Here is an 18,714-nt window from a genome sequence, read left to right as displayed (position 1 = left end):
CATTAAATAACGGATGATTAGTTTGCGGTAACTTCTGCAACCGGCACCGCAGCTTCATTGCGGCGAATAATTTCGCCAGCTAAAGCAATATATGCCAGCGAACCTTTAGATTGCTTATCGTAAGCCAATACAGGTAAGCCAAAACTTGGAGCTTCGGCCAACCGGACGTTGCGCGGTATACAAGTGCGGTACAAGCGATCGCCAAAGTGGCTGCTCAGCTGTGCCGAGACGTCGCCGGTTAGACTGTTGCGAGGGTCGTACATGGTTCGCAACAAGCCTTCAATTTTTAGATTAGGGTTGAGCACACTTTGAATGGTATTGATGGTATTCACCAAAGCGGACAAGCCCTCCAATGCATAGTATTCGCACTGCATAGGAATAATAACGCCGTCACAGGCGGTGAGACCGTTGACCGTGAGCATATTCAATGAGGGCGGGCAGTCGATAATGATGTAGTCAAACTGACTGCGTACGGACGCTAAGGCTTTCGACAAGCGGTACTCTTTGGAGTCCATTGTTAACATTTCGACTTCGGCAGCGGTCAGATCACCGTTTGCCGGCAAAACGTAAAAATGACCAGCGCTGGACAACTGCAGAGTATTATCGACGCGGGTTAAGCCGACCAAAACATCGTAAATCGTAAACTCTTGATCATTTTTATCAATACCGCTACCCATGGTAGCGTTGCCTTGTGGGTCGAGATCGACCAAGAGGACTTTCTTTCTGGTAGCAGCTAGGGAGGCGGCAAGATTGACGCTTGTAGTTGTTTTACCAACCCCACCTTTCTGGTTGGCTATTGCGTATATCTTTCCCACGGTCTTACCTAATTAGCTGTTTTTATTAAGATATTTCTTTACGTAACACAACCAAGCAGCGCTCACCTTCGAGGTTTGGCACTATTAAGGGGTGCGAGCTGTCGACGATATAGTGTTTTTCCAATTCGCTCAACTCACTCTTTGGAAAAACCCCCTTCATTGCCCAAAATCGCCCATCAGAGCCAATCAAGTGCTGACAACCATCGGTCATATCTTTGAGCGAAGAAAATGCACGGCTGATTACCCCATCATAGCGCTCTACAGGCTGATAGGCCTCAACGCGGCAATTTTCGATTTGGACGTTATCTAAGCCCAGTGCGGTTTTTACCTGAAACAGGAAACGTGTTTTCTTTCCCGCTGAATCGAGCAAGGTAAAATGACGCTCGGGATAGGTAATTGCCAGCGGGATACCAGGCAAGCCACCGCCGGTGCCAACATCGATAAATCGAGAGCCTTGCAAATGTGGTGCGACACTTAGGCTATCCAGCAGGTGTTTGGTCACCATTTCATCAGGATGTCGTATTGCCGAAAGATTGTAGGTTTTGTTCCACTTCAGAAAAAGCGAGAGGTATTGCAAATAGCGGTCGATGGTAAGGTTATCAACATCCAAACCAAAACTCGTGCAGGCTAGGGCGATATCTTGCTTGTAGTGAAGGCGTTGTTTATCGCTAATATCGGTCACGAAGTCACCGCCGCTTGGCGCTTCAGTAAACCTCTTTTTTTCAAGTAAACCAACACTAACGAAACAGCCGCTGGCGTTACACCCGGAATTCGCGATGCTCTGGCGATGGTGTCGGGTTGCGCTTCGCTAAGCTTTTGTTTGAGTTCGTTGGATAGGCCTTCGACGGTACTGTAGTCAAAATCGACAGGAATTAAGGTGCCTTCGTGTTGGCGTAAGCGGTTGATCTCATCTTGTTGGCGATCAATATAACCGGCGTATTTTGCTTTTATTTCGATCTGCTCGGCGACACGTGGGTCACTGGCCGCTTCACCTTTGAGACTGGCGATATCGTAGTAATTCAGCTCTGGGCGTTTCAGTAAATCCAGGAGTGAGTACTCACGTACCATCTCCGACTTAAGCTTAGGGGCTAGCTCATTCGCCTCTGGGCTTCCCGCTTGAATCCAGGTGGTACGCATGCGCTGGGTTTCTCGTTCTACGGCTTCGCGCTTTTCGCTGAAGGCCGCCCAGCGGGCATCGTCCACCAAGCCTAATTCTCGGCCTTTTTCAGTCAAGCGTGTGTCGGCGTTATCTTCGCGCAACAACAAACGGTATTCAGCGCGACTGGTAAACATGCGGTAGGGCTCTTTAGTGCCCATGGTTATCAAGTCATCGGCGAGCACACCAATGTATGCTTGATCGCGCTCTGGGCACCAAGGGTCTTTTCCTTGGGCTTGCAGTGCGGCGTTAGTGCCCGCCAATAGGCCCTGCGCGCCAGCTTCTTCGTAACCTGTCGTTCCATTGATTTGACCTGCGAAAAACAAACCTTGAATAGACTTTGTTTCAAAGCTGTATTTCAAATCTTGCGGGTTGAAGAAATCGTACTCAATCGCGTAACCGGGGCGAGAAATATGGGCATTTTCAAACCCCTTGATAGATCGCACCAAGGCTAATTGCACGTCAAATGGCAAGCTGGTCGATATCCCATTTGGGTAGAGCTCGTGGGTTGTTAAACCTTCCGGCTCGATAAAAATCTGGTGGCTATCTTTGTCGGCAAAACGGTTAACTTTATCTTCGATGGATGGGCAATAGCGTGGGCCAATGCCTTCGATCACGCCGGTAAACATCGGCGAACGATCAAAACCACTTCGAATAATATCGTGCGTTTGAGCGTTGGTATGGGTAATCCAACAACAGGTTTGGCGCGGATGATCGGCAGGGCTGCCGATAAAACTCATTACCGGTGTAACCTCTTCGCCCCACTGTTCGGCGAGGCCGTCAAAATTAACGGAACGCGCGTCGATACGTGGCGGAGTTCCGGTTTTTAGCCGATCGACTCGTAACGGTAACTCACGTAAACGGTCTGCTAGGGCGATCGATGGTGGATCGCCGGCGCGGCCGCCAGAATGGTTTTCCATTCCAATGTGAATTTTCCCGCCAAGGAAGGTGCCAGCAGTCAGCACGACTGTTGGTGATAAAAACTTCAACCCCATTTGGGTAAGCACACCGACAACACGCTCGCCTTCAACGATTAGGTCGTCCGCAGCTTGTTGGAAAATATCTAAATTGGGTTGGTTTTCAAGAATTTCTCGAATCGCAGATTTGTACAGTATTCGATCAGCTTGCGCACGGGTTGCGCGTACCGCAGGGCCTTTGCGGCTATTCAAAACACGAAACTGAATCCCGCCTTTGTCGGTTGCTCTAGCCATTGCACCACCGAGTGCGTCGATCTCTTTTACAAGGTGGCTTTTGCCGATACCGCCAATCGCTGGATTGCAGCTCATTTGGCCGAGAGTTTCAATATTGTGGGTTAGCAATAGGGTTTTGCAGCCCATCCGCGCGGCAGCGAGACATGCTTCGGTGCCGGCGTGACCGCCGCCGATAACAATCACGTCGTAAGCTGTGGGGTAAATCATACAGGTTTCTCTTACCGCTGAGATTTTGGAAACGCCACGATAGGGGCGGCGAGTTCCAGAGGGCGGCCATTATAGGGGTTAGTGTTCAAAAAAAGAACTGCTAATTTTCCGATACGGTTGAACAGTGGAATTGTGTTTTTCAAAGTTTCTGTGATTTGTTTTTACATTATATAAAGTAGATAAGTATATGTAGTGTTATATAGATATCTTATTCTTAGTTACTAATATTAGTGTCGACTTGCTCTGTGTAAAACACAAAAAAGTATATATAAAACAAATACTTATATTGATGATATCTGGGCTTGTAGGGTCTGTTGATGCTGGGCATATGGGGCATGTTAGTTGTCGATAAAAAGTGGGGTTATCCACCTAGGCTAAATTCTCTCCAATTTTCTGTTGATCGTTTTGACGTTTTGGACCAGCTTAATCAGATGTTTTCCACAGTTTCTTGTGTATAACTACTGTTTTTAGTGTTTTGGTTAGGTTTATCTGTGGGTAAGCTGTTCGATTTCGTGGGAGAAACCTATCGGATTGGTTGTTTTTTGAGTAAAAATTGTGAATAAGGTGTGGGTTAGTGTTGATAAGTTTTTTCGGCTAGGTTGGGGTATCTTGTTTTTTGCGTTAAGACTGGAACGATTTTATTTTCGAACCGTTAGATTTTTTTTAGGTATAGGTTCTAATCGTCTGAAAAATAACCTGTTTTTTATTGTGTACGCCCAATTGTTTGACGATAGATTAGCCGAGCGAAAGTAGCGTAGGGGAGTTGATAGTGATTACAGGTTTAGCGAGGGGGAGTGGAAGGAAGCTGGTTGGGTTGGTTACTTGCCAATGCAAAAGCTGCTAAAAATCTTACCGAGCAGGTCATCAGGAGTAAAACGTCCAGTGATTTCACTTAGATGATCTTGTGCCAAGCGCAGATCGTCTGCCAATAGCTCACCTGCTGAGTAGGTTTGTAACTGTTCAAGGCCAGCTTGCATATAGCTGTGGGCTTTGTTGATGGCGTCTAGATGACGACGACGCGCGCTAAATCCGCCTTCGCTGGTTGTTTCTAAACCCATGGTTTGTTTTAGATGGCTTCGCAGTTGGTCTAGGCCCGCGCCAGTTTTTGCTGAAAGCGCGAGACTCTGGAAGTCGTCGTCGCTTGGGGTGTAGCCGGATTGGTCGGTCTTATTAAATAATACAGTCACTTTACGACGAGTTTTTTCATTGGTAAAAAATTCCGGCCAGTGGCTGGTGACATCCAATTGATTTTTGTCGAGACTGTCGATCATCAAAAGAATTCGGTCCGACTGTTCGATTTCGTCCCAGGCTCTGGCAATACCAATACGTTCAACTTCATCGGGACTGTCGCGTAAACCGGCAGTGTCGATAATGTGCAAGGGCATACCATCTATATGGATATGTTCGCGCAATACATCGCGAGTGGTGCCTGCGATATTGGTTACAATCGCCACTTCTCGTTCGGCAAGGGCATTGAGTAAGCTGGATTTTCCGGCGTTCGGTCGACCGGCAATAACAACTTTCATCCCGTCGCGCATCAACACACCTTGCTGCGCTTTAGCGAGTAACTGCTTGGTATGTTTTAGTATGGCAATCAAGTCAGCTTCAACTTTGCCATCGCTGAGAAAGTCGATTTCTTCTTCGGGGAAATCTATCGCGGATTCAACATAGATGCGCAGGTGAATCAATCGTTCGACAAGTCCGTCAACCCAAATAGAAAATTCACCCTGTAAAGAGTGTAATGCTTGTTTTGCGGCCTGTTGTGATGAAGCATCGATTAGGTCGGCAATGGCTTCTGCTTGAGCTAGATCGATTTTGTCGTTGAGGAACGCCCGCTCCGAAAATTCACCTGGCAGCGCCATGCGCGCGCCACACTCAATTACGGCGGACAACAGCATATCGAGAATCACCGGGCCACCGTGGCCTTGTAATTCGAGGACGTCTTCACCGGTAAAGGAATGTGGATTGGGAAAGTAAATGGCGATGCCCTGATCGAGGCGTTCGGATGCGGCGTTGTTAAAACTGGTGTAGTGAGCATCTCTAGGCTTTGGTACAAAACCTAGAATTTTAGTAGCGACATTGGTGACGTTTGGCCCAGATACCCTCACAATTCCTACACCACCTCGACCTGGAGCAGTGGCAATTGCAGCAATAGTATCGGTAGCCATAGAAGGTTTTACACCTTAACTAAAATTGAATGTATATAAAGGAAGGAAGACTTGGTGGCTAGCTTGCCAGCCACCAAGTTGGGCGTCGCTTTTAAGGCTACACGGGATAGCCTTTGTGGTCTAGCTGCGTTCGATCTGCTTAGTGATAACGTATTGCTGAGAGATAGACAAGGTGTTGTTCACAACCCAGTAAAGTACTAAACCAGCGGGGAAGAACATAAATAGACCGGTAAACATAATCGGCATAAATTGCATAACCTTAGCCTGCATTGGATCTGGAGGTGTGGGGTTAAGCTTCTGCTGAATAAACATGGTGGCGCCCATCAATAGTGGTAGTACGTAGAATGGGTCTTTAACACTCATATCGGCGATCCATAGATAGAAGGGGGCATGGCGTAGTTCCACGCTTTCCATCAACATCCAGTAGAGCGCCATAAATACCGGCATCTGTAGCAAGATAGGCAAGCAGCCCCCCATAGGGTTCACTTTTTCTTTCTTATACAGTTTCATCAGTTCTGACGACATTTTCTGACGATCATCACCGTAGCGCTCTTTTAGTTCTGCCATTTGCGGCTGAACCTTACGCATTTTCGCCATGCTGCGATAACTCATCGCCGACGGGTAGAAGAATACGATTTTAATTGCGAAGGTAAGCAAGATAATGGCGATACCCCAGTTGCCTACCCAACCGTGAATAAAGTCGAGGGCGTAGAACAAGGGTTTGGCCACCATCCACAACCACCCAAAGTCGATGGTGAGATCTAGATGCGGTGCAATGGTTTCGAGCTTTTTAATGATTTTCGGGCCGGCGTAAAAACCGGTAGAAATCACGCCCTGACTGTTACCGGCAACCGTTGTCGGTTCCGACTTAAATCCTAGGAAGTAGTAATCTGAATTGCGCGGTTTGCGCAGGGTGTAGTCGTTGCTGACTTCAGGGTTTGGAATCCAAGCACTCATAAAGTAGTGCTGAACCATCGCCACCCAACCACCTGGCTGAGTAATCTTGAAGGTTTCGTCTTCAATGTCCGAGAAGGATACTTTTTTGTAGTTGGTTTCTGGGGTAGTAATCGCAGCACCCAGATAAGGGCTCATACCGATACCCGTGTCACTTGGTGGTACATAGGTATCGCGTTTTATTTGCCCGTAAAGCTGACCGCGCCAAGCTTGGCTAGAACGGTTATCGATAAGATATTGAATATCGATTAAGTAAGAATCACGGGTAAAGGTGAAGCGTTTAGTGATAACGGCACCTTCTTGTTGAACAACTAGGTCGACAGTTAAGGTATTCGCATCGTCGTCCAGGGTGTATTCCGTTTTGCTCACACTAAATATTGGTCGGCCCGCAGCCGTGTCGGTGCCGTTGGTGCCAATCAACCCTGATTGCGCCACGTAGGTATGACTGGGTGTGCTGTTTAGCAATATAAAGGGGTTGTCTGCTTGATTGAGCTTTGCGTAGTACTGGGGCAGTGCTACTTTGATAATGTCGCCGCCGAGGGTGTCGATAAGAACATCAAAACTATCGGTTGTTACGTGAACAACTTTTGATTGTGTTGCGATCGGCAGCGAACTCTCCGCACTTTCCGCAGAAGTATCAACACTTGCGTTTGGAATTTCCGAAACAGATTCAGTATCGATACTGCCAGGGATACTGGTATTTGTAGTAGAGGGAACTGCGTTGTTTACCACAGAAGAAATTGTGGGTTCATTAACAGGTGAAAGTTCTGCGTTGTATCGCTCTTTGTAGTCGTTCCAGCGAATAAACAGCAAAAATAGAATTACTACTATGCCCCCAATGAGCGAATTTCGAAGCCAATTCATGGTGGTTAACTACCGTTGTGATTAAGAGTGATGGGAATGACGTTTAGGCACTGGGTCGTAACCACCTTCATGCCAGGGATGACAGTGCGACAAACGTTTCGTCGCAAGTAGAAATCCGCGTGCCACACCGTGGGTTGCGATTGCCTCGACGGCATATTCAGAACAACTGGGCTGAAAGCGACAGCGCGGCCCCAACATCGGGCTGATACAGTAGCGATAAAAATAAATGGGCAAAAGTACCAAGCGAGCAAGCGGCGAAAGTTTAGCCTTGCTCAGCGGTTGGGTTTTGCTCTTTTCGCAACACGTATCCATAAGCCATTCAGAATTTTGGTTAGTTCCTGATTAACGATATCTTCGGTGCCTCGCCGGGCCAGCACTATAGCATCTATTGCAGGCAGATTGTGCTGTTTGCAGCGGAAAGACTCGCGTATCAAGCGCTTCAGGCGATTGCGATAAACGGCTTTTCTTACATTTTTTTTGGCGATGATAAGCCCAAGGCGCGGACGGCCTAGAGTATTTGGTTTGGCGAGAATCAGGAATTGCGGATGAGACGCCTTTAGAGGGGCGTCATCAAATACAGCAGTGAAGTCACTGGAGTTGAGCAAACGATCGGATTTTAAAAAGGTTAACCCCTTTTCATCTCCGTTGCGGAGCACCCCAGCAACCTGCAAAAACGATATTAAGCTGCGAGCTGCTTACGACCTTTGGCGCGACGACGTGCCAATACCTGACGACCACTCTTAGTAGCCATACGAGCACGAAAACCGTGTGTGCGCTTACGCTTTAAAACACTTGGTTGAAATGTTCTTTTCATTTCAGATCACCTATAAATCAAATTCTGTGGTTGGGGGTTTGTCGTGCCGTACACCTGCGTATACAAACCAGACCATATCCCCTTGAAGGACGCGCGATTCTATAGAAAACCTAGCGACAAATCAATGGTTTATGGCGACTTACTCAGCAGAATCTGCGCGTCGGATGTTACTTTTTGATCGGTTCGCATAGTAACGGTGTTAGCGACGTGGGTGGAAACTTCTCAGACGACAAGCGATATCCGGCATATACCTGTTAATGGACAACTTAACAACTGGATGTGCACAGGGTTATCCACATTTAATTGGTTTTGGAATAAAATTGTCAAAGTTAAGGAATTTTTTATTTGTTGGTGCATAACCTTTTTTTAAGGCGTCGCCTTTTATTATATATCGCGCTAATTTATTTCGATCTAGTTGTCGCTTGATTACCACATGTGCAGTATCTGTTCTTTTCATACTGTTTTTTTTGATCGATTTAAGGGCGGCAAGTTTTTACATCGATGAAAATACCGGTTATGTAAAAATGACATAAAAAACAATAGCATATAATTACGAATAGCTATTTTGGATAAACGCTAGTTGGTAAGGTTAGCTTAGGTTGGTAATTCCTTAGTTAATCGGTCGAGTGAATAAGGTTATTTGGGCTGCTATGTGTATGGATTTACATACCACAAATGACGTTATTTTTGGTAGTGGGTCAAAGAATAAATAGTCATAAACTTGTGGCACAAATATCATCTTACCTGTGGATAAGCTTTCCATCCAAGCGTAAACTAGCGCACCTAAAATAAAGTTATTCAAGATATTTGTCGCCTAAATAATCATTTTATTTGGGTGAGCTACCGTTTTTGTTATTGGGGTATATCGTCTATTGGTTGCAGTCTATTTCTGCTGATCTCGTATCCATACATTCGCTCGTTAGTCGTTCTTGAATTACGCCGAGGATTATCTTTTTCATCACTTCTTTATTAAGTAGATTGGTACTTAACAGTAGGGTTGTGGTGTCCTAATTTCGATGGAGTCGACAATTGCCAGAATCAGCATGGGAACAATGTATTTCCTATTTGCAAACCGAGTTGCCTGCTCAGCAATTTAATACTTGGATTCGTCCACTGCGCGTGGGTGATTGTAGTAGCACGATTTTACAGCTGCTCGCCCCCAACAGATTTGTACTGGATTGGGTGAATGATAAGTTTAAGACGCGTATTGAAGAGCTTTTGAACGATCAGTCCGTTAGCCGCAAGGCGGTAGAAATCGCCGTAGCTCCACGTATAGAGGGGGCTAATCTTGCGCCTATAGCTAGTGCACCGCCGCAGGTCTCGTCAAGTCAGTCTCGCTCCCCGGGGTTCTCGGCGCCCGATCGCCCCTCTATACCTATTAACGAACAGCCGAACAATCACAATATTATTCAGCAAGCTGCTGGTCGTAGTGGCGCAGATGATCGCAGTCCGCCTCAGAGCCGTTTTGTTGACGAATACCAATCCGCCGAAGCGCTTAATTCAGAGTTACAGCAGACCGACTCTAATAGCCGCAGTTCAGAGCTGTTGGACGTTGATGGTAACAATTTTGGACGAGGTTACGTAAAGCGTCGCGACGTAGAAGGCGGGATTGAACACAAAAGTAGCCTTAATACGAATTTTGTTTTTAATAATTTCGTTGTCGGTAAGAGCAACCAGTTGGGTTTGGCAGCGGCGACCCAGGTAGCTGAAAATCCCGGTGGTTCATACAACCCGCTGTTTATTTACGGCGGTGTTGGTTTAGGTAAAACGCACTTAATGCACGCGGTTGGTAATGCCCTTGTTCAACGCAAGCCCGGCGCTCGGGTGGTGTATTTACACTCCGAGCGATTTGTTGCCGATATGGTGAAGGCGCTGCAGTTGAATGCGATTAACGATTTTAAGCGGTTTTACCGTTCTGTCGACGCGCTGTTAATTGACGATATTCAGTTCTTTGCCGGTAAAGAACGCTCCCAGGAGGAGTTCTTCCACACTTTTAATGCGCTGCTCGAAGGCGGCCAGCAGATAATCTTAACCTGTGATAAATATCCGAAAGAAATCAATGGCTTAGAAGAGCGGTTGAAGTCTCGTTTCGGGTGGGGTTTGACGGTGGCAATTGAACCGCCAGAATTGGAAACACGTGTGGCTATCCTTAAACGCAAAGCCGAAAGCGTGAGTATGCATCTCCCCAATGATGCTGCGTTCTTTATTGCTCAGCGTATTCGATCTAATGTGCGCGAACTGGAAGGGGCATTGAAGCGGGTTATCGCCAGTGCCCATTTTACAGGCAAAGAAATTTCCGTTGAGCTTGTACGCGAAGCACTTAAAGACTTGTTAGCCCTTCAGGATCGGTTGGTTAGTATCGATAATATTCAGAGGGTGGTTGCAGAGTATTATAAAATCAAAATCTCTGATCTACATTCCAAGCGCCGCAGCCGCTCAGTTGCAAGGCCGCGTCAGGTTGCTATGTATCTAGCGAAAGACCTCACTCATCACAGCCTACCCGAAATTGGTGACGCCTTTGGCGGTCGAGATCACACGACCGTCTTGCACGCCTGCCGAAAAATCAAAGAATTACAGGAATCTGACGCGGATATTAGGGAAGATGTTAAAAATTTGCTTCGAACGCTCACAACTTAGGGCCGTTTTAAGTCAAAATAGACGCTTTCTGATTACCGCTCATATATTGTCGATGTCTTCGATTTTAACCTCATAAAAATCATAACAACGCTTACCCATAGAGAAGCAGAATGAAATTTACCGTAGCTAGAGATGCCTTAATTAAACCCCTTCAGTTGGTTGCCGGCGTGGTAGAGCGCCGTCAAACATTGCCCATTTTAGCCAATGTGTTGCTTGTTATAGAGGGTGAGACGCTCTCGTTGACTGGCACAGATTTGGAGGTTGAAATAGTTGGCCGCGTCGCCCTAGGTTCTGCGCCTGGTGATGGCGAAATTACGGTTCCAGCAAAGAAGTTTTTGGATATTTGCCGGGCCCTGCCGGATGATTCTGATATAAACTTTTCCCTTTCAGATCAGAAGGTTACAGTTAAAAGTGGGCGTACACGCTTTACCTTATCGACACTGCCGGCCAACGAATTCCCAGCGGTAGAGCGTGGCGCAAATGAACTTAGTTTTAGTTGTGCTCAATCGGAAGTTAAGCGACTTATCGATAGAACTGCCTTTGCTATGGCACAGCAAGATGTACGTTATTACTTGAACGGAATGCTGTGGGAAGTGCGCCCCAATGCATTGCGCGTTGTCGCTACAGATGGTCATCGTTTAGCGATGTGTACTCGCACGGTAGATTCCAACGTAGAAGAGGTTAAGCAAGCGATTTTACCGCGCAAAGGTGTAATCGAATTATCTCGCCTGTTAATTGATGGTGATGTTCCAATCGAACTAACCTTGGGGTCAAACCATATTCGCGCTACAACCGTGGATTACACTTTTACGTCTAAATTGGTGGATGGTAAATTCCCTGATTACGAGCGGGTACTGCCTAAAGGCGGCGATAAGATAGTTATCGGCAATCGCTCTGATCTGAAGCAGTCGTTCGCACGAACGGCGATTCTTTCTAACGAAAAGTACCGCGGTGTACGTTTGCTGTTAGAGGATGGACAACTTACGATTATTGCTAATAACCCAGAGCAGGAAGAGGCTCAGGATCAGGTTGCGGTTGAATACAGCGGCAATTCTTTGGAAGTGGGTTTTAATGTGAGTTATCTGCAAGATGTTACCAGCGTTCTAACCACAGAGAATATTAAGATTACCCTATCCGACTCTAACAGCAGTGCGTTGATTGAAGAGCCTGAAAACTCAGATTCAGCATATGTTGTGATGCCGATGCGCCTTTAATACTCTATATAGTAGTCGTACTCTCTTGCTAGGGGTAAACATACTGAGCTAGCAAGAGGGTCGTACTGCCTAGCATGCCTTATATAACACGTCTCGCAATCCAAACCTTCCGCAACCTTGTCTCTGTCGATATAGAGCCGGGTGCCTCGTTTAATATTTTTATTGGTGAAAATGGCTCCGGTAAAACGTCGCTACTCGAGAGTATCAGTGTTCTAGCCCACGGGCGCTCCTTTCGCACGCATAAATTCCGGCGCTTAATCCAGTACGACGCACCCCAACTTACCCTGTTCGCTCGCCTCCAAGAAACTAAAGATGAAGATCAGCTACAGCGAACCATCGGCGTTATGCGAGACGCAAAGGGCGGATCTCTTATTAAGGTCGACGGTAGTAACGCTCAGAGTGCGGCAGAGTTAGCGCAGGCGCTTCCTTTGTTGGTTATGAACGCATCGTCCTTCCTGTTGTTGGAGGGCGCGCCAAAGGTTAGGCGCCAGTTTTTCGATTGGTTAGTGTTTCACGTGGAACATCAGTTCCGAGACGCGTGGAAACACTATGCGAGATGCGTTAAACAACGGAATAGTTTGCTCCGTCATGCTAAAATAAGCGGCCCTGAGCTAGACCCTTGGGATCAAGAGGTTGCGCGCTATGGAGCGGTTATAGAGCGTTGTAGACAACGCGTATTTACAGAGTACCAATTAGCGGTACGCGATAGCTTTAACTTGTTTGAATTTGTAAGCGAGCTTGATAGTTCTGGCCACGGCTTACAGCTCAACTACCTTGATGGTTGGAAACTCGGGGAGGGTGAAGAGCCAGACGTAGAACGTTATTGTCAGGTTCTGCAGCAAACTCGGGAGCGAGACTTAAAGCTGGGTTACACCAGTATTGGCTCCCACAAGTCTGATCTGCAGCTCTATAGCGGTAAGATTCCCGCAGTGGAAAGCTTATCTCGCGGTCAGCAAAAATCTGTCATAACAGGTTTGTATCTGGCCCAGGCGCAGCTATTTAACCAACTTAGCGGGCGTCATCCGGTGTTTTTACTAGATGACTTACCGTCAGAGTTGGATGCGCGCAACCTAGCCGTAGTCGAGCGGGCCTTGTCGGCGATGGCCAGTCAGGTGTTTATCACCGCTATAAGCGAGCAGTCACTACAAACCGAGTGGGGCGGGTTACCCCAACAAGAATTTAAGATGTTTCACGTGGAACATGGATCTATAACAGATGTTCCGCAACTTCGAAGTGAATAAGAGACGAAAATAATTATGAGCGATCAACCAAGAGAATACGATTCCTCGAGCATTAAAGTACTAAAAGGATTAGATGCCGTGCGTAAGCGGCCAGGTATGTACATTGGTGATACCGACGATGGTACTGGCTTACACCATATGGTGTTTGAATTGGTTGATAACTCAATCGACGAAGCCTTGGCAGGGCACTGTAGTGAAATTCGTATTGTTATTCACCCTGATGAATCAGTATCCGTGTCTGATAACGGCCGTGGAATCCCTACCGAAATGCACGAAGAGGGTGTCTCTGCCGCCGAAGTTATTATGACCGTGCTGCACGCAGGCGGTAAATTTGATGATAATACCTATAAAGTGTCTGGCGGCCTGCACGGTGTGGGCGTTTCAGTCGTAAATGCGCTTTCTTCTAAACTAAAGCTAACCATTCGTCGTAACGGCGAAGTATTCGAACAAGTGTATATTCACGGCGTACCACAAGCACCTTTAGGGGTTATTGGTGAAACTGAATTGTCGGGTACAGAAGTGCATTTTATTCCGTCTCCCGAAACCTTCACCAATATCGAGTTTCATTTTGAGCAGTTAGCTAAGCGTCTGCGTGAACTCTCGTTCCTTAACTCGGGTGTTCGCATCGTGTTAAAAGATGAGCGCAGCGGTAAGGAAGAAGTATATGAATACGAAGGCGGGTTAAGAGCCTTTGTTGAGTACCTCAATAAGAATAAATCTGCTGTAAACAAAGTTATGCACTTCACCACCCAGCGCGAAGAAGACGGCGTAGGCGTTGAGGTTGCTATGCAGTGGAACGACGGGTTCCAAGAAAACATCTATTCCTATACCAATAATATTCCACAGCGTGACGGTGGTACGCACTTGGCTGGCTTCCGCTCAGCACTAACGCGTGGCTTAAATAGCTATATCGAACGCGAAGGCTTCGGTAAAAAAGAGAAGATAAGTACTACTGGAGATGATGCGCGGGAAGGTTTGACGGCCATTATCTCGGTAAAGGTACCCGACCCAAAATTCTCATCGCAAACCAAAGACAAGCTCGTTTCCTCCGAGGTTAAAACTGCGGTAGAACAAGAGATGGGCGCAGCGTTGAATGACTATCTACTGGAAAACCCACAAGATGCGAAGGCCCTAGTCGGGAAGATGATGGAAGCAGCTCGCGCCCGAGAAGCAGCCCGCAAAGCCCGTGAAATGACGCGTCGCAAGGGCGCTTTAGATATTGCTGGCCTGCCGGGTAAACTCGCAGACTGCCAAGAAAAAGACCCAGCGCTTTCTGAAATATACCTAGTGGAGGGTGATTCCGCCGGCGGTTCCGCCAAACAAGGGCGCGATCGTCGCACGCAAGCAATCCTGCCGCTTAAAGGTAAAATCCTAAACGTCGAAAAAGCCCGTTTCGACAAGATGCTAAGCAGCGTCGAAGTAGGAACCTTAATCACCGCACTCGGTTGTGGTATAGGCGCTCAGGAATTTAACCCCGACAAATTGCGATATCACAGTATTATTATCATGACGGATGCTGACGTGGATGGTTCGCACATCCGCACCCTGTTACTTACCTTCTTCTTCCGTCAAATGCGTGAGTTGATAGAGCGTGGCCATGTGTATATTGCTCAGCCACCACTCTATAAAATTGCGAAGGGCAAACAAGAACAGTACTTGAAAGATGATGACGCGCTTACCCAATTCTTAACCAACACCGCGGTGGAAACCTCAGCACTGCATGTTTCTACTGATGCGCCAGCCCTATCAGGGCCGCAACTAGAAGCCTTGGTTAAAGAATATCGCAACGCCATGAGTATTATCACCAAGCTATCTCGCGTGTATCCGGAGTTGGTTTTAGAACAGTTACTCTATACCGAGACGCTAAACTACGAAGATTTAAAATCTGAAGAAGCTGTTAGCCACTGGTGTGCTGCTCTACAGGTACGATTGGATGGTTTAAACGAGTTTTCTAAGACTCACCAGTTCACTGCTACAGCTGTAAAGAACAAAGAGCGCAGCGAATATCAGCCCAAAATATCCACCATTGCTCACGGCGTTGAAAACAGCGTGCGTATTAGCGGCGAACTATTTGGTGGCGAAGACTATAAAGCTATTCGCGCACTCGGTGATCAACTTAGCGACCTAATTGAGGAGGGTGCCTACGTAGCCAAAGGCGAACGCAAGCAACCGGTAGAAACCTTTAAAGAAGCGCTCGATTGGATTATGACTGAGTCGAAAAAAGGCTACAGTATTCAACGCTACAAAGGTTTGGGCGAGATGAACCCAGAGCAACTTTGGGAAACCACCATGGACCCAGAGACACGCCGTATGTTACAAGTAAGAGTCGAAGACGCCATCGCGGCGGATCAGATATTTACTTGCCTGATGGGCGACAACGTAGAACCGCGTCGAGAATTCATTGAAACCAACGCCTTGTCTGTTGCGAATCTGGATGTTTAGTGAAAATCGAAATAATATTGTTAGCTGAATATAACTAGCTGATATTTTAAAACCCCGTTTGTTTAATCAACAAACGGGGTTTTTTGTATATTACGATAGAATGACGTCTGGCTTTCCTCTGCTAGCTAAGCGCGCTCTTCAGTAATTCGTTTTGAATAACCTAAGCGTAACGTAACATCTTTATTTAATTACAACTGTTTGGAATAGCAGTGAAAACAGCATAGCTGTATTTCTGAGAATATAAATAAGACTATCTAAGTGGCACAGCAAGCCCGCGGAATAAACCAACCCTAAATTATTTATACAGTAAGATTAGCACCCATCCCCTTTGGAATGTGAATGACACAGCAACCTATATCTACTAATGATTCATTTCATAAGTCTGATTTATCTACGGGTAAAGCGCTAGCAGGTGAAACAGTGCTGACCGAGCCAAGGCTATGGCATAGGCACCTAGGTTCTGTGGCTATAGCGCTAATCTTTATCGCTTCGATGTGGGCGCTTACTTCGCTTACACATCATATGCAGCTTAGTCAGATAGTGGGCTATATCGAACAATTGCCAAGTATCTCTATTGTTTTGGCAGTTGTTTTGACGATTGTTAGTTATCTCCTTTTAACAGTCTACGACTTAATTAGTGCACGCTATGCGAAGGCAGATATCGGGTACCGCGCTATAGCACCGATCTCTTTTTCGGCGTTTGCGGTGGGGCACAATGTGGGCTTGGCATCGGTTTCGGGTGGCGCTATTCGCTATCGGGCATACAGTATGATTGGTTTAAGCAGTGTTCAAATTGCTCAAATAGTTTTACTTATTCCCATTACCTTTACTCTCGGCAGTAGTTTGTTGATTGGTGGTGTTTTTATAATAGAACCACAGGAAGTAATTTTTGCCCTACCGATCTCGAGCGCGGCTATCAGAACGGTGGGTGTTTGTTTGGTGTTGCTTGTAGGCGCTTACCTCATTGCCTCGCGCTTGGTTAAAGCGCCTTTTTTGGTCAAGTCTCATCAGTTTTCTTTTCCTTCAATATCCATTGCCGTATCCCAGGTAGTGGTAAGCAGTTTGGACCTAGTCGTTGCCAGTACCGTGTTGTATGTGTTGCTACCGGACTTCACCAGTATTGGTTTCAGCATGTTTCTCGGTGCGTATCTATTGGCAATTGTTGCGGGGATGGTCAGTAGTGTTCCCGGCGGTATTGGCGTATTTGAATCGGCATTAATTCTATTGCTGCCAACAATTCCACCTGCAAAATTACTGGGCGCCATCGTCGTTTATCGTGCTATCTACTATTTTCTACCGTTAGCCGTCGCTTTATTGATAATCGCATGGCGAGAAGTCTCTCATTCCTACAAGAGAAAACTAAAAGAACTTACTTCAACAGGGGCGGACTGGGGCACGCGTATCGTTCCGCAAATCACCTCGATCTGTGTGTTCTTTGTTGGAATCACATTGGTATTAGGTGGAACAATTCCACTGGGTGCTGAGCAGCTCGCTAAAATCCGACCGCTAATACCAATTCAGATTTTAGAAATGTCGCACATGCTGAGTAGTGTCGTGGGGCTAGGTTTACTATTAGTTGCGCATGGTTTGTATAAACGTTTAAAAGCAGCTCGCGATATTACAGTGGCGCTGCTTATTGTCGCTACGCTCGCGTCCTTGGTGCAAATTGGTAATTGGGGTTACACAGTTTTTTTGCTAGCAATGATTGCGATTATCACCATGACGCATCGCGAATTCTTTAGGGGTGGTGAGTTAATTGAACGCAGTGTTAATTTCAATTGGATGGTGTGCGTCGTTTTGGTTATTGCAGCTTCGGTATGGTTAGGAATTTTTGCTCATCGTCATACTGAATATTCTAATGAACTATGGTGGCGCTTTACTTTTAAGGGCGACGCCGCGCGAATGCTGCGCGCAGAATTTCTCGTGATCGTGTTGTTTATAGTCTACCTAACCATGCGAATATTACGTGGACAACCGACAAGTGAAGAAAGCTGCAGTCCAGATCAATTACCCTTAATAAAAACGATTATTGCACAAAACAAAAACTGCGAAGCGAATATAGCCTTACTTGGGGACAAAAAGTTTCTAATCGACCCGAATAATGATGCGTTTATCATGTACCAAAAATCTGGTCGCAGCCTAATCGCTCTGGGTGACCCAGTCGGCAATAAAAAACGCTTCGAATCATTAGCTTGGGCCTTCCGAGAGTTGTGTGATCAAACCAATACGCGCTGTGCTTTTTATCAGGTGTCAGAAGAATACTTACCTATCTACATAGATTTAGGTTTGTCGTTTTCAAAACTAGGTGAGGAGGCGAGGGTAGCGCTACCTGGCTTCAGTTTGGAAGGTAGTAAACGAGCGGCACAAAGACAAACGGTAAACCGTGCCCAGCGGGACGGTGTAGAATTTTGTGTGGTTAATGCAGATGATGTTAAGCCGTTAATACCTGAACTTAGGGTAATTTCGGACGAGTGGCTAAAAACCAAAAATGCCGCAGAGAAAAGCTTTTCGCTGGGATTCTTTCAACCGGAATACCTACAGCAGTTCGATTTTGCATTGGTAAAAGTGAATAACAAAATAGTCGCCTTTGCGAATATATGGAAAACCGATTTGAAAGAAGAAGTCTCTGTAGATTTAATGCGCTTCGGCGATGCAGCTCCTAAGGGCGTAATGGAATATCTATTTGTTCAGTTATTTTTATGGGGAAAGGACAACGGATATCAGTGGTTTAACTTAGGAATGGCGCCATTGGCGGGTTTAGAAACGCGTGCGCTTTCACCGTCTTGGAATAAACTCGCAAACTTGGTCTATCGGTTAGGCGAAAACTTTTATAGTTTTGAAGGGCTGTATTTTTACAAAAACAAATTCGATCCTCATTGGCAATCAAAATATCTAGCTTGCAAAGGAGGTATAGAATTACCCAAGGTATTGTTAGATGTATCTGTACTAATTTCTGGTGGTTTTAAAGAGATGTTTTTAAAGTAATGGCGG

13 protein-coding genes are annotated in these 18,714 nt (G+C 46.3%); 5 read left to right on the top strand and 8 right to left on the bottom strand.

All coding sequences use genetic code 11. From position 1 onward, the window contains the following. Positions 1–17: 17 nt before the first annotated feature. The 8 genes from IDZ20_RS14125 to rpmH form a co-directional block, all read right to left on the bottom strand. Positions 18–815 (bottom strand): ParA family protein, encoded by a 798-nt coding sequence (locus IDZ20_RS14125; protein ID WP_188152076.1) that lies wholly within the window; start codon positions 813–815, stop codon positions 18–20. Between the two features lie 25 nt (positions 816–840). Further along, positions 841–1,452, bottom strand: a complete 612-nt coding sequence (gene rsmG / locus IDZ20_RS14120; RefSeq protein ID WP_188152109.1) for a 16S rRNA (guanine(527)-N(7))-methyltransferase RsmG — start codon at positions 1,450–1,452, stop codon at positions 841–843. A 41-nt stretch (positions 1,453–1,493) separates the two neighbouring features. Further along, positions 1,494–3,389: a tRNA uridine-5-carboxymethylaminomethyl(34) synthesis enzyme MnmG gene (gene mnmG, locus IDZ20_RS14115; RefSeq protein WP_188152075.1), complete on the bottom strand. Its 1,896-nt coding sequence runs from the start codon at positions 3,387–3,389 to the stop codon at positions 1,494–1,496. Positions 3,390–4,207: 818 nt separating this feature from the next. Continuing rightward, a complete protein-coding gene (gene mnmE, locus IDZ20_RS14110; RefSeq protein ID WP_188152074.1) occupies positions 4,208–5,557 on the bottom strand; it encodes a tRNA uridine-5-carboxymethylaminomethyl(34) synthesis GTPase MnmE in 1,350 nt (449 codons plus the stop codon). Between the two features lie 120 nt (positions 5,558–5,677). Further along, positions 5,678–7,375 (bottom strand): membrane protein insertase YidC, encoded by a 1,698-nt coding sequence (gene yidC / locus IDZ20_RS14105; protein ID WP_188152073.1) that lies wholly within the window; start codon positions 7,373–7,375, stop codon positions 5,678–5,680. Positions 7,376–7,396: 21 nt separating this feature from the next. Next, the gene (yidD, locus tag IDZ20_RS14100; RefSeq protein WP_188152072.1) at positions 7,397–7,687 is read right to left on the bottom strand and encodes a membrane protein insertion efficiency factor YidD; all 291 of its coding nucleotides are present in this window, start codon (positions 7,685–7,687) and stop codon (positions 7,397–7,399) included. Beyond that, positions 7,648–8,046 (bottom strand): ribonuclease P protein component, encoded by a 399-nt coding sequence (gene rnpA, locus IDZ20_RS14095; protein WP_245792340.1) that lies wholly within the window; start codon positions 8,044–8,046, stop codon positions 7,648–7,650. Before rnpA ends, yidD begins: the two co-directional genes overlap by 40 nt. A gap of 8 nt (positions 8,047–8,054) precedes the next feature. After that, positions 8,055–8,189, bottom strand: coding sequence for a 50S ribosomal protein L34 (gene rpmH, locus IDZ20_RS14090; RefSeq protein ID WP_188152071.1), 135 nt, complete (start codon positions 8,187–8,189; stop codon positions 8,055–8,057). 1,029 nt (positions 8,190–9,218) lie between these two features. Here rpmH and dnaA point away from each other — a divergent pair. From dnaA to mprF, 5 genes are all read left to right on the top strand, one after another. Continuing rightward, a complete protein-coding gene (gene dnaA, locus IDZ20_RS14085) occupies positions 9,219–10,826 on the top strand; it encodes a chromosomal replication initiator protein DnaA (protein WP_188152070.1) in 1,608 nt (535 codons plus the stop codon). A gap of 110 nt (positions 10,827–10,936) precedes the next feature. Next, positions 10,937–12,040 carry a DNA polymerase III subunit beta gene (dnaN, locus tag IDZ20_RS14080; RefSeq protein ID WP_188152069.1) on the top strand — a complete coding sequence of 368 codons (1,104 nt, stop codon included), beginning with the start codon at positions 10,937–10,939 and terminating at the stop codon, positions 12,038–12,040. Between the two features lie 74 nt (positions 12,041–12,114). After that, on the top strand, positions 12,115–13,281 hold the full coding sequence (gene recF, locus IDZ20_RS14075) for a DNA replication/repair protein RecF (protein WP_188152068.1): 1,167 nt from the start codon (positions 12,115–12,117) through the stop codon (positions 13,279–13,281). A gap of 15 nt (positions 13,282–13,296) precedes the next feature. After that, the gene (gene gyrB, locus IDZ20_RS14070) at positions 13,297–15,723 is read left to right on the top strand and encodes a DNA topoisomerase (ATP-hydrolyzing) subunit B (protein ID WP_188152067.1); all 2,427 of its coding nucleotides are present in this window, start codon (positions 13,297–13,299) and stop codon (positions 15,721–15,723) included. Between the two features lie 339 nt (positions 15,724–16,062). Next, positions 16,063–18,708 (top strand): bifunctional lysylphosphatidylglycerol flippase/synthetase MprF, encoded by a 2,646-nt coding sequence (gene mprF / locus IDZ20_RS14065; protein ID WP_188152066.1) that lies wholly within the window; start codon positions 16,063–16,065, stop codon positions 18,706–18,708. Positions 18,709–18,714: the final 6 nt, after the last annotated feature.

The sequence above is a fragment of the Teredinibacter waterburyi genome (genome assembly GCF_001922985.1).
GTDB lineage: Bacteria > Pseudomonadota > Gammaproteobacteria > Pseudomonadales > Cellvibrionaceae > Teredinibacter > Teredinibacter waterburyi.
This window is presented reverse-complemented; position numbering and strand designations above follow the sequence as displayed.

What these genes read in the sequence shown, in the direction of transcription:
- mnmG (WP_188152075.1), bottom strand. Translation starts at nt 3,389, where the DNA reads ATGATTTACCCCACAGCTTACGACGTGATTGTTATCGGCGGCGGTCAC.
- mnmE (WP_188152074.1), bottom strand. Translation starts at nt 5,557, where the DNA reads ATGGCTACCGATACTATTGCTGCAATTGCCACTGCTCCAGGTCGAGGT.
- yidC (WP_188152073.1), bottom strand. Translation starts at nt 7,375, where the DNA reads ATGAATTGGCTTCGAAATTCGCTCATTGGGGGCATAGTAGTAATTCTA.
- yidD (WP_188152072.1), bottom strand. Translation starts at nt 7,687, where the DNA reads ATGGATACGTGTTGCGAAAAGAGCAAAACCCAACCGCTGAGCAAGGCT.
- rpmH (WP_188152071.1), bottom strand. Translation starts at nt 8,189, where the DNA reads ATGAAAAGAACATTTCAACCAAGTGTTTTAAAGCGTAAGCGCACACAC.
- dnaN (WP_188152069.1), top strand. Translation starts at nt 10,937, where the DNA reads ATGAAATTTACCGTAGCTAGAGATGCCTTAATTAAACCCCTTCAGTTG.
- recF (WP_188152068.1), top strand. Translation starts at nt 12,115, where the DNA reads ATGCCTTATATAACACGTCTCGCAATCCAAACCTTCCGCAACCTTGTC.
- gyrB (WP_188152067.1), top strand. Translation starts at nt 13,297, where the DNA reads ATGAGCGATCAACCAAGAGAATACGATTCCTCGAGCATTAAAGTACTA.
- mprF (WP_188152066.1), top strand. Translation starts at nt 16,063, where the DNA reads ATGACACAGCAACCTATATCTACTAATGATTCATTTCATAAGTCTGAT.